The following is a 12,662-nucleotide window of genomic DNA, read 5'->3' as shown; positions in this document are numbered from 1 at the left end:
AGGTCCTGCTTGACTCATCTACGGGCGGGAGTCCCTCTACTGATCAAACCGGTACTGGGTAGGCAGAAGGATTTCGGGCCGTCCCATGTTCATTCATTCTCCTCGTTGAGCTCTTCATATCCGACTTCACCGTTGAGAACGCCTCTACCAAAGTCAGTGATACGGTAGGCTGGTTCCTCCTTGTGGCGCTCGGCAAGTTCGTAATCGACAAATACTGGACAGCGTTGGGAGATCCACTGCCGGCTGAATTCAGTATTAATCTCGAGATTCTTTGCTGTGTGCCACCCCTCGTACTTCCCCAGTTCTTCGAGAATGTATGGGTCCGCAGGTACTGCCCAATCGACTTCCCGATACATTTGATTATTCGCACTGTCATCCAGTGCGATGTATATATCACTCGATGCGTTTCTCAGACATCTTATCAACTGCCCTGAGATACAGACGCATTTTCAAGAATACGAACGAATGTTCAGATTCAAATACTCAGTCGAATAGTGCTAGAACTGAACGCTGATTCCACGCATCCGCTGCGAGCACGTACTCTCTCGGACGATGGGACAGCTGAACACAGAAACGTATGCACGGAACAAATCCCGACTCTCCGCAAGAAAAGCCGAAAACAACTGCCCTGGGCGCTCTTAGTCTGAAATTCCCACTCGCTCTCGCAGTCCTCTCACTCGCGGCGGTTGAGCCAGTACTCGCTCAACAGACGGCACAGAGCGGTATTTGTGGTGCTGACAACCTCCCTGAGATGATTGAGGGCTTCTTCCAGTTGACAACTGGGCTGGGGATTGTTGGTCTGGCTGTCGTCTGGCAGGCTGACTCCCTCATCGAGATGTTCACGCTCAACCCGGACCAGAAGAAGGGACTCAAGCGCCACAAGCGCTCGGCGATGAAGTCCGCTGTGGTCCTCGTTATCCTCGGACCGTTGTACACGGTTGCCGGATCGATGATGGGCCTTCCGCTGGCGCAGTGTGTCGACCTCGTCCCCTGGTAAACTCACTGCTCACATCGTGAGACCCCTAACACACCGAGAAATTTCCGTGCTCATCACAGTCCTCTGCGTGACTAGTGTAGTCACGGGTATCGTCTCGGCAGGTCCACCACGACCAGGGACGGAAGGAAATGGACTCACTGAGAACGAGTCTGCAACACTCTGGTCTCGCGATGCGGACAACTACATCACTGAAGAAGAGTACCGCCAGCGCTACGGTGAGGGGCGGACAGCCATCCACCAGCTCGCGAACGGGACAGACATCACGTTCAAGCGGCCGCCCGAGACTGCCGCAACGTGGACTCAGAACGATTTCGAGGACCTCGAGCCCGGTGATTCGAACACATCCGTCCATCCGCCGCACGCGTCGCTCGAAGACGGTGTGTTCATCGAGGAGGCTCACGCGACCGTATTCGCGGTTCAGCCGTCGACCCGGGGCCATTTGGAGTCCGGTGAGACCCCACTGTACATCGCACCGAATGGGATGATTCGCGGGTTCATCGACTACCGCGTCCGTGTCCCAAACGACAACGCCTCGGGGAACAGGACCGTCGAGTGGTCGCTCGCCTACCACGAAATCGAGGAAGCTCGACTACAGAAAGACGGAGAAACCATCTCGAGGACCGACGGGTCGCACACGCCGGCCATCGACTACCAGATTGAAGACGACGACTGGAGTGCAACCCTCACGCTCGAAGCAGAGATCAATGTCCGGCTGAAGAAGACCAACCGGACCAACCTGGGCAATGGAACCGGCGTGAACGTCACCTATCGTGAGGAGACGCGAAACGTCTCGGACTCGATTGACGTCGAGATTTACGACCTCTCTGCGTACCCTTACTACGCCGAGTATCCCAACGGTGACGCTGGCGTAGCCATCTTCCAGTCTCGGCCGTGGCAGGGGTACACGCTCACCGACGACGGGAACGCGAGCGTGCGTGGTGTCTGGCGGTTCTACACTGCCCGCGACACCAACTGGGACAGGCTCGTCAGGTCCGACCGGAACGGCAGCACGGAAGTTCAATCCGACGCCATCCCTGTGTACGTCCACGCCTATCCTTCCAGGATTGGACCACGTGCTGAACCGGTCGGTGACGGTCCAGAGATCATCGAAACGTGGGGCATCGAGCGTCCATCGCCGCTCGGGACCATCGGCGAGAACGTCAACATCGAAGTCGTAAACCAGTCCTACGAGACGACGTACGGTGTCGCAGTTCGTGCCGAAAACGTCGACAGAGAGGCGCTACACGTTTCCGGAATCGTTCGCGGCGTGAACGCATCTATCATTGAGCCTGATGCTGGTTCCGAGCGGCAGCTCCGACGCAGCAATCTGACGGTCGAGGTCATCCAGCAGAACCAGTCGCAGGCCACGCTCCGAATCGAACTGCGTGACAACCAGACTGGCGCACCGATAATCCTCAATGACAGCGCCCGTCGCTTCCCTATCGGGGGGAGCACGCGTGATGGCTACATCACCATCGCCAATCAGGAGGTCGAGACCAACGCTTCAGGCGTTGCCATCGTGACAGTCGCTCAACCCGGTATCTACACAGCACGCTATCACCCGGGGTCGTGGCTCGGCCACAACCCGGCCTATGTGAGTGAGACGGCGACTGCTCGGTGGCACCCACTCGGAACCATCGACGGCTGGTTCGCTTTCGTCTTCGAGATTTTCTGGCAGTTCATCCCGTTCTTCGTGGCGTTCTACGCTGGACATCGTCTCCTCAGAATGCTCGGTCCAGAAGACCTCTTCCAACGAAACCCATGACAAGAAACACCCCACACCTCAGTAGACGAAACGTCCTCCGAACACTCGCAGGTGCTACGCTCGCGAGCGTAGCTGGCTGTCTGAACAACGGTGGCAGCTCCGGGACGCCCGGGGACGAGACGACTCCCTCAGATACAGACGGCCCGCTCACGCGTGTCGCTATCGAGGAGACGACACTCGTCGTCGAACTCTCGGCAGAAGCCAACGTCGACCAGGTCAACCTCATCCAGCCGAATGGAGAGCTGTTCGGGAAGCGTGACGTGGCTGCAGGGGCTCGGCAGGTCTCGTTCGAGATTGGAACCGCTTACGAGCCTGGTGAATACCGCGTGGTCGCTCTGAAAGGCGAGGGGAGTGTGGTGGAGACCTCTCTCCCCATACAGCCGAGCCTCAGCATCGTAGAGATGGGTATTGGAAGGAACCAGCCCGAGAAGATGTGGGTAGGTTCGAGCGATAAAATATCCAAAGAGGCATTCGTAACTGTTGAAAACCGAGGCAGTGGCCCGGATGCAGTAACTAAGCTTCTCTTCATCGGGGATGTTCCGTACCCATCAGATGAAGAGGGAACAAACTACGCCGACAATGACGACGTAAGCGGCATCTACGATCCAGAATCGGATACAGAAGTCGAATCTGTAGTCGTGGAGCCTGGAGAGCAGATTACACTGTACAGTTACCGGTCTCCGTTTGCTTTCATTCGGGGAGAGGGAACATCGTGCAAGAGCGAAGAACAGACTAGTGAGTTTGAGCTCATCTTAGAGACACGAGTCCGAGCTGAAGAGATTTCTAAGACGTACAGCATCCAGTACTCCGCATCAGAAGAGTTCGATAACTGTGAAATTTCGATTAGCGAGACGTAGCTATGGTTGATTTAATAGATGTTGTATTAGAGGGATTCAAAGAGGTTGTCGACTGGGTGATCAGTCTCTTCATGGAGGGGCTGAACACGGGATATGATACCCTCTCTTCGGAGATGTTTGGAACGCCCACTCCCAAGACAGACGGAGCGTTTGTTTTCGGTGCACCAACGAATGGGCCATGGCCAGCAATTCGTGATGCGCTAGTTGGTGGTGAGATTATGTTGATTTCATTGCTTTTGCTAGTGATGTCCGTACAGGCTCGACACACGGTTCGTATCTTCAATATTGGAAGCGCCTATGAGGCAAGGCGGACAAAAAAGACAGCTTGGGTTGGAGCGTTTCTTATCATCAGTTGGTACTGGGTGAGCGTCCTAGGACTGTACTTAGTTGATGGTTTTACAATCGCTCTGATGCCGAGTCTAAGCTCACTGGGAGATGCGATGCTGAATTTCCTAAAGGAGTCGCTGACCAACCCGGGGCTCAGTCTACTATTTGCGGTTATGGGAGGTCTCTCGATGTGGGCTCTTGAGGCCCTCTACTACGTTCGAGAGGTTCTGCTCTATGTGTATGTGTATGGAATGCCGATTGCGTTCGCCTTAGCTTACGGAAATATCCCGGTTCTCTCTGACATCGCTATGGGTTTTTCAAAGCGATTCGTACCACTTGTGGTCCTTCCACTCCCAGCAGCGGTTGTATTCAAAGGATATGATCTACTGTACTCAGAAGGCGCACTCACCCCAAACAGTCCATTTTTGAAGTATTTGATCGCTTCATCCCTACCCCTGATTGCGGTCTATCTCACTTGGAAGACGTTCAAGTACGCCACTCCACTGACCGCCAGAGTCGTAGGAGGAACGACGAGAGGAGCGGCCCTCATCGGCGGTGTCGCAGCCGGTGCGTATGTCGGTGGCGCTGGGGTCGCGACGAACGCAGCGCGGTGGGGACCGAAAGCGGCAGCCGGCCAGGTAGTCGCACAGAAAGCTGCTGCTCGGGGTGGCCATGGTGAGGACGGAGGCCCGTCGTACCGTCGGACCGAGAACGACCCAAGCGGCCCTACGGCAGACGCATCGAGTGAGAAACGCGGGATGGAGTACGACCGAGGTATCCACTAATGTCTACAGATCCAGACGCAGCAGCACGGCGTATCATGAACCAGTTTGGCGAGGAGAGCCGGATTCCCTACCTCAATATCGAGGAGGGTGATATCGGCGTACTCATCATCTTCCCGATTATCGGGCTCTTCGTCGCGAGCCTGACCGGAGTGGAATCGCTCGCACTCCCGCTTGTGGCCGGCGGGCTCGGATTCGGTGCTGCAGTAATCTACGTCTCTCCCGACCACCTGAATGCGTGGACGTGGACCAAAGACGTCTATCGGTACGCCAAGCGCCCGCGAGTCACGTTCAGTGCTCCTGCAGAGGCGGATAGCGGCACGAACGAGACAGACCGAAACGAGGGCGGACTAGTGAACTACACGCCATTCAAGCCCGATGAACGAACCCAGGACCTTACCAACGTTGAGCGGGCGTGGCCAGGGGCAGGCGCAATACAGCGGACGGACGGAACGATGGAGGCGTTCATCGAGATCGCTCCTGGGAACATGGACTTCGCGATGTCCAACGACTGGGCCCAACTCCAGAACGTGGGCGAAGAATTCGCGAACAAGGAACTCGATTCGAAGCTCAAACTTCACGCAACGACCCGCTCATTCCCGGTGAACAAAATCACGGAGACCATCGAAGACCGACTGACGGATGAAGATGTCGCAGCGAATGCAATCTTCCGGGAACTCCTTGAGGAGTACCGCGAGACACGCCCCCGGGAGATGCGTGACCGCGGCATCCAACAGGTTCGCTACTACATGGGCGTCGAGGTGACTCCGCTGGAAGTCTACGACCGATATCGAGACGAAGGAACGCCTGCGGAGAAATTGACCCAGTTCCCAGTCCTCGGGTTCCTGTTCAACCCCTTCGTGACGAGGCGCGAGGACTTCACCGCTGTCGAACGGCGGGTCCAGATGTTCGAAAAACTCGATAACCGCATCAACGACGTCCGATCCGAGTTCATCCAACAAGCATCGGGGTGGTCAGCTCGCCGGCTCAGCACGGTCGAACTGTTCGTCCTGAACATGGACTTCTGGAACGGACGGGAGCACGACTACGACGACGCAGCATACGTCATTCGCGAGCAACCGATTATCGGCCACTCGCGCCGGGAGGATGAGACCGATGCGTAACGCCATCTTGCAGGCGAGCGGTGGGTCACTCGCCCAGCTGACAGAGTGGCTCCTGAACCCCACGTCACCCGAAGGTGCAGCGATGTACGCCATACTGGTTGTCGTCCTCGGAGTCGTCGGTAAACTCCTCTGGGACCGGCACACCGCTGACGAAGAACCCGAAGTCGACTTCTCAGATGTCCTCGACGAGGAGACACTCGAAGAAGGTCACGCAGAGGGCCAGCTCCTCGACGACATCTCCGAGTCCCACAAGACGGTGACCGCGCCGGCAGCCATCGAATGGGAGACACGAGCCGCACGCGTTGGCGAGCAGTGGACGACGACGCTCTACATCGCGGACTACGCCGACTACCCGAACGACGGCTATCTGAGCGACCTCTTCGAGTTGACCGACGTCGAGTTCGACCTCACAGCGCACATCACCCCGAAGAACCAGCAGCGAGCACGGAACGAACTACAGGACATTGCTGACGACCTCCAGGTCGACGCCGATCTGGAACAGAGTGTCCGCAGTGCATACCTCCAGGAGCGAGCGAACGAAGCTGCTGCGACGTACAAGGCCGTCGAGAGCGGCGCGAACGTCTTCGACCAGGGGATGTTCGTGACGGTTCGCGCCGACGACAGGGATGGTCTCAAAGACTCGGTTCAGAAGGTCAAGAGTGCGCTTCGTGACGACCCTGCGAATCTCACGCCGAAGACCGCGATCTGTCGACAGGACCTCGCACTGCAGTCTGCTGCTCCCATCGGAGACAACGTCTTCGGGCGAGAGTCTATCGCCCTTGGTGGGGCCGTTGGTGCCCTCCTCTCGTCACCACATAACGCGACTATCCTCGAAGAGGGCGGGGTCGAGTTCGGTATCCACAAGGACAACCAGAGTCCCGTCGTCATCGACCCATTCGCACGTGACAACGGGTATGCGATGTTCACCGTCGGCGATACTGGGTCTGGGAAGTCGTTCGGCTCGAAACAGAACTTCATCCGCTCTATCGAGCAGAGTAAGGACCGCATCGGCATCATCCTCGAACCGCTCAACAACTGGGCAGGCGTCTCCGAAGCACTCGGAGCGAAACGCATCACCGTCGGTGGGACGCTCGGGCTGAATCCCCTGGAGATTCGCCAGACGCCCGACCACGTCCAGCGGGCGATGGGTGAGGACGCGAGCCCGTTCAACGAGAAGCTCGACGACGCCATGAGCTTCCTCACGAACTTCTTCGCCCTTCGGGGCATCTCGCTCGGTGACCGTCGGACGACGCTCGAAGTCGGCCTCAAGCGCGCCTACAAGCGCAACGACATCACCGACGATATTTCGACGCACAGCAACCCGAGCCCGACCATCCGAGACATGATGGACGTCTTCGAGGACATGGTCGACGACCCCGAGTCGTTCGTGGTCCGTTCCGACGAGGAGGCCGGGAAAATCCGCGAGGACGCGACGTGGCTCCTGGACCAGCTTCGTCCGTTCGAGGCAGAGGGTCGCCACGCCAACCTCGGGAAGTCTTCAGAGTTCGACATCCGCGACGAGAAAGTCATCTATCTCGACCTTGCACAACAGGAGGGCAGCGTCGACAGCAGCACGGCGCTGACGATGCAGTTGCTCATCTCGCTCGTGTACGAACGGGCGAAGGAGACGGACAAGGAGGTCGTGTTCGTCATCGACGAGGCGCGCTACATCATGCAGGACGCCGCGAGTCTATCGTTCCTCGAAACGGTGTTCCGACATCACCGCCACCACGACCTCTCGATTCGTCTCGTCACGCAGACCGTCGACGAGTTCTTCGAGCACACCGAATCCGAGGCCATCCTCGACCAGTGTGCAGTCAAGCAGTTCCATCGGCTGGACGGAATGGACGACCAGTGGGCCGACGAGTTCGGCCTGAACTACGCCCAGATGCGCTACGTGCAGGACGCGGTCCCCGGGAACGAAGAATCTGGGTTCTCCGAGGCACTGGTCGGCGTTGACGGGGAATGGCGTGGCATCAAGGTCGAAGCCATGCCCAAGGAGAAGGCAGTCATCGACTTCGACGCGAATGAAGACAAAACGGAGTCACTGCCGGGTGCGAATCGTGTCACTGAAACAACGGACGTAGCGATGTTTCGCGAGGAACTCGAACAGGCATCACAGGAGAAGGGAGACACCACCGTTTCCGCAGAAACTGGCGGTCGGGGGAGCGAGTTGATCGACGATGCGTGAATACCTCCGTGTCACACCGACCTCGGGAGAACTCACTGCGACCGGGATTCCGAAGGCGATTGCAAGTCTCCACACACTGCGGTCGAGTGAGCAACCAGGGTTGTTGCAAAAGCTTAACCCACTCCATTCAACTCTCCCACCGCGATTCGAGTTCCTCATCATCAGCGAAGGGCCAGAAGACCCAGTCGAGTTCTACTACGGGACTGACGAGCACCTCGACACGCTCGAAGCTCGGCTTCGCTCTATCTACCCGTCGTCGTTCGACATTGAACACGTCGAAATCGACCCAACGACCAAACTGATTCCCCCAGCTGAGTACAGCCGCGAGGAATTTACCGAGGCAGTCGAGAACGACCAACTGCTGTACGAGTTCGGTACTGACGAGCGACAGACGAAGGAGGTGGACTCCTCCGTCGACGGGACGTCCGTCGGAGAGGACGCCAGTGAGCAAACATGGGTCGAAGTGGGCGACACACTGGTTCAGGTTGGTTCTCCAGTCTCGCGTTTGGAGCCTGGGACACAGACCGTGGTCGACCGACCGACGCTGACTACTGATGGGACCATACTGGCTCGCCCAGACGTTGGTTTACTTCACCCGTTGGGTGTCCGGTGGTTCGGCACGGCCACCAGGAAGAAAGACTGGATGACGACGATTACTCCGTTCTCGGAAGCATCCGGAAACGACGACGAGGGGGAAGTCACTGACCTGCCGCTGGCAACGGTCATCGACCACCTGAACGATACCGAGCACCCAATCGCGTTCCAGGTTGTCTTCGAGCGTCGCGGTGACTGGACGGGGAGCGCAGAAACGCGAATGGAAGACCTCGAGAGCGGGATGGACACGACATTTCAGAGATGGGTCGGTGACAGCCTGACACTCTACGAGGAATCCAGTGAGGCTCCCGACCGACTGATGAGCGAAAGTGCGAAAAAACGCGTCAGCCGCATCCGAGACAAGACCCCGAACCGGACGTTCCACGTGAACCTCCGGGCAGTCACCGTTCCAGCTGACGACGGCGATTTGAAGCGATTGGAGTCACGGCTCAATTCACTCCAGGCTGCCTTCGGGAAGGTTGCTGGGTCCTACTACAGCATCGTTGGGAAGAGTCTCCGAGATTCAGGGTGGCGACAAAAGACGAAGCAGAAGAACGCCAGAACGGAACTGGAACGTCTCCTGAATCGAGAGCTCGTCACAGACACGGGCAAGAGGCGACCAGACCTCGTATTGAACGGCGACGAACTCGCGAACTTCATCCTCATTCCGCCGGCTGAGCAACTCAGCATCGAAGGCGCGAGAGGGACTCGTGCTGAACAGCAGAGTCGCAACCCACTGCCACGCCCCCACCAGGATATCATGCAAGAACTCCGGGATGGGATGGCTATCGGCTACGCTCTCGACGAGAACAGCAAGCCAGAAGACGTTCCGACGACGGTCCCACCCGGGCTCCTACCGACGCACTACGGTCGGTTCGGGACTACTGGTGCAGGGAAGTCAGTCGCGACGATCAACGACAAGCTTTCGGCCTATGCCAACACGGACGGACCGGTCATCCTGATCGACCGCAAAGGCGACGGGATGGCTGAGAACTATATGCGAGCGCACGCCCGGCGCTTCGGCATGACCGACCTCGAAGAGAACGTCATCCACTTTCGGGTTCCCAATACGCTCCCCGGGTTCTCCTTCTTCGACCTCGAACCCGCGTTGGAGAACGGTCGAAATCGAACCGATGCTGTCCAACGCAAAGCCGACCACACCGAGGAGATTCTCCGCCTCGCGATGGGTCCCGACGCCTACGACAGCGCGAAGGTCGCCCCCACGCTCATCAAGATGCTCGTCAAGCTGCTGTTCGACGAGGAATACGGCCGTGAGCACGGCCACTATCGGGAGTCGACGGACTACTTCGAGTTCCGGCACCTCCACCAGGTAATTGACCAACTCAGGGAGGCTGGCCCACCACAGGTCGACCTCAGTGAAGCCCCGAAGTCGAGCAACGAGGCGGTCACCCGGACGATTCGCCGCCAGCTTCAGCAGGACCAGCAGTCGTTCACGATCATGATGAACGGGGTTTCGAATCGACTCGACCCAATCTCCCTTGACGACCGGCTGCGTCCCGTCTTCAACAATACCGAGAATAACTTCGACTTCCGTGACCACCTTGACGAGAACACGGTCATCCTGTTCGACCTCGGCGACCTCCGAGACGAGGCAGCCCGCCTCATGACAGGGCTCATTCTCACTAACCTCGAGGATGCGATTCGAGAGCAAAGCCACGAGATCCCGATGTACCCCGATGATTACGTCGTGAACCTGATTATCGACGAGGCAGCCTCCGTCGTGGTTTCGGACATCATGAACAACCTCCTCGAACGAGGCCGCAGCTTCCGACTCTCCGTTGGACTGTCGATGCAGTTCCCCGAGCAGATGGAGGCCGCAGGTGGGCGGAAGATGTACCTGAACACGCTGAACAACATCGGGACACTGCTCGTCGGGAAAATCAATGTCGACAGGGAACTCGCCCGGGCAATGGCCCACGAGGAGATGAGCCCGGAGGACTTCGCGAACCGCATCCGGTCGCTCCCCCGTGGTGAATGGATCGCCAGTCTACCGAGCCCGACCTTCGGTGAAACTGGCCCGTATCCGTTCAGTCTCGACCCGCTCCCGATTCCTGCAGGCCACCCTGAAAGCGACGCCCCACTCACCAAACGTGAGGAACAGCTGTTCTCTGAGACACTCTCGGACATCCACGAGCGCGCCACCGACGAGTACGGCGTGCCAGACGATGCAGCCCCCACAACGCAGACACCGGAAGAGTTGCACGAGGTTCTTGACATCGATACCGACGAACTGGACGTTGCCATCGCGAAAATCGTTCGGAGTGTCCAGCTTCGGGAGGGTGTTCGCGAAGAGAACGGCTGGGTGTCGGTCGAAACAGTTGACGACGACCTTCGGAACTTATTCGATGACGTCGACACAGATGTGCCGTCGTACGACGAATTAACTACCATACGCCAACGGTCGAGGTTCCTCGAGAACACTGTGAACATCGACGCCGACGAGATCGTGATTCGACTCACGGAGGCAGGCGAAAAGATTGCAGAACCCGACACAGGAGATGTCAGAGCCGCCGGTGGCAGTGACCACGACGCCGCCCTTCTGGAGATTGAAGAAGAACTCACCTCGCTTGGGTTCACCGTCACGATTCTCTCACAGGACGGGAGCGAGAAATCCGACGCACAGGCTACCCATCCCGACCTAGAAGAGACGTTCGCCATCGAGGTCGAAACGACGACGCCCGAATACCCGGTGAAGGTTCTCACGAACTTCCGGAAGGCACAGGAAGCAGAGGAAGTACCGCTGTTTGTTGTTCGAACTGGGAACGAGAAGACGGACTGGGCCAAGCGTGTTGACGGGATTCTCAATCCTCCCGTCCGTGAACTCGACGATGGCAGCATCCAGTTCTACACGACTGATTCGACTCTCACGTTCAACGGTGGCGCAACAAAAGAAGGCGGCGTGACAGCTGTTCGTCCGAGGACCGAGAGCAGCGACACGAATCGTAGTGTCTGGGTTCAGGACGACGGTTCCCTCGTTCTCCGTGATGGAGCGGGCACGGAGCATCTCCGAGTCGATTCCTTCGATGCTGTTACGAAAAACCGAGTACCGGCGATATACAGCTATGACCACGCCAGTGCCGAGTACCTCGTTCATGAACCGGGTGAGACGCACACCTACGAGTCGAAAGCAGACTTCGAAGCTGACTGGGCCCGAATCAACGCGCCGTTCATCCCTGCTGAGGAGCTTCCGAATCCGGAGTTCGGGACCGACGCGTATGGAATCGTGATCCTTCCTGAGGGAGGTGAATCAGTGGTCTACGACTCCGGGACGACGGTGCCGATCCAAACACTTCTGGATACGTCGTTCGCCGTCGGCCAGCGTGAAGATAGCTTTGGGATGGCGGTCCAGGAGCAGACTCAGACGACCCCAGCGCTTCCATCTGCAGACGATGATTGGAAGGACGACGCGGATGCTGTAACCGGGCGGTTCGCTTCGGAATATCTCGTTGAAGACGAGGGCGAATCAGTCACTTCTCCAGTGGTGTACGAGTTGTACGAGGAGTGGGTGAAGTCACATAATCTGGAGCCAGATTCCAAGGGCTGGTTCGGTCGACGTTTGAAGAAACACGTCGATTTCGAACCGGCAACAATACGACAAGACGGGTCACAGGTGCGGTGCTACGAAGGGCTGAGACTCCGTCGAACGGAGGTTAGTGATGAATAGCGAATCCATCCATCTCGGACGCGCTCAAACCAGTGTACAGCATTTCCAGCGACTGCGACAAATCACAGTCAATCCGCACCAGAGGAATTTGGAAAACCGCAAGACTGCACCCTGTTACAGCATTCGACCGAATGCGTTAACAGACGATGCAGTGAAGGATTTTGTCTTCAATGCATTACGGCGGAATCTCACCGGTTCTACTGCTTGTTCCGAGGGGCCGTTAACGCAAAAACCAACCAATAATGGATGGGGGGTCCCCGTTGGGACCAAGGATTTGGATCGGCCTGCGCGAAGCAGGCCAGTTTGTCGCGACTCTACAGAGGTGGAAGTCATGTCAGGT

The 12,662-nt window shown here is 57.7% G+C and carries 8 protein-coding genes; 7 read left to right on the top strand and 1 reads right to left on the bottom strand.

Annotation, left to right across the window (positions count from 1 at the left end; genetic code table 11):
- Positions 1–89: 89 nt before the first annotated feature.
- On the bottom strand, positions 90–356 hold the full coding sequence (locus NOV86_RS19745) for a winged helix-turn-helix domain-containing protein (protein WP_267643539.1): 267 nt from the start codon (positions 354–356) through the stop codon (positions 90–92).
- Between the two features lie 287 nt (positions 357–643).
- Here NOV86_RS19745 and NOV86_RS19740 point away from each other — a divergent pair, with 287 nt between their 5' ends.
- Genes NOV86_RS19740 through NOV86_RS19710 form a run of 7 tightly spaced genes read left to right on the top strand, consistent with a single transcriptional unit; the run spans position 644 to position 12,322 of the window.
- Positions 644–997: a DUF7985 family protein gene (locus NOV86_RS19740; RefSeq protein WP_368408801.1), complete on the top strand. Its 354-nt coding sequence runs from the start codon at positions 644–646 to the stop codon at positions 995–997.
- Positions 998–1,043: 46 nt separating this feature from the next.
- Positions 1,044–2,762 (top strand): DUF8186 domain-containing protein, encoded by a 1,719-nt coding sequence (locus NOV86_RS19735; protein ID WP_267643537.1) that lies wholly within the window; start codon positions 1,044–1,046, stop codon positions 2,760–2,762.
- Positions 2,759–3,619, top strand: a complete 861-nt coding sequence (locus NOV86_RS19730; protein ID WP_267643536.1) for a hypothetical protein — start codon at positions 2,759–2,761, stop codon at positions 3,617–3,619. Before NOV86_RS19735 ends, NOV86_RS19730 begins: the two co-directional genes overlap by 4 nt.
- Positions 3,620–3,621: 2 nt before the next feature.
- Complete coding sequence (locus NOV86_RS19725) at positions 3,622–4,731, top strand: TrbL/VirB6 family protein (RefSeq protein ID WP_267643535.1); 1,110 nt, start codon at positions 3,622–3,624, stop codon at positions 4,729–4,731.
- On the top strand, positions 4,731–5,852 hold the full coding sequence (locus NOV86_RS19720; protein ID WP_267643534.1) for a TraC-like domain-containing protein: 1,122 nt from the start codon (positions 4,731–4,733) through the stop codon (positions 5,850–5,852). Before NOV86_RS19725 ends, NOV86_RS19720 begins: the two co-directional genes overlap by 1 nt.
- The gene (locus NOV86_RS19715; protein WP_267643533.1) at positions 5,845–8,043 is read left to right on the top strand and encodes a VirB4 family type IV secretion system protein; all 2,199 of its coding nucleotides are present in this window, start codon (positions 5,845–5,847) and stop codon (positions 8,041–8,043) included. The genes NOV86_RS19720 and NOV86_RS19715 overlap by 8 nt, the downstream gene beginning before the upstream one ends.
- Positions 8,036–12,322, top strand: coding sequence for a type IV secretory system conjugative DNA transfer family protein (locus NOV86_RS19710; RefSeq protein ID WP_267643532.1), 4,287 nt, complete (start codon positions 8,036–8,038; stop codon positions 12,320–12,322). The genes NOV86_RS19715 and NOV86_RS19710 overlap by 8 nt, the downstream gene beginning before the upstream one ends.
- The last annotated feature ends 340 nt before the right edge of the window (positions 12,323–12,662 follow it).

The organism is Haloarchaeobius amylolyticus (genome assembly GCF_026616195.1).
GTDB classification, from domain to species: domain Archaea; phylum Halobacteriota; class Halobacteria; order Halobacteriales; family Natrialbaceae; genus Haloarchaeobius; species Haloarchaeobius amylolyticus.
This window is presented reverse-complemented; position numbering and strand designations above follow the sequence as displayed.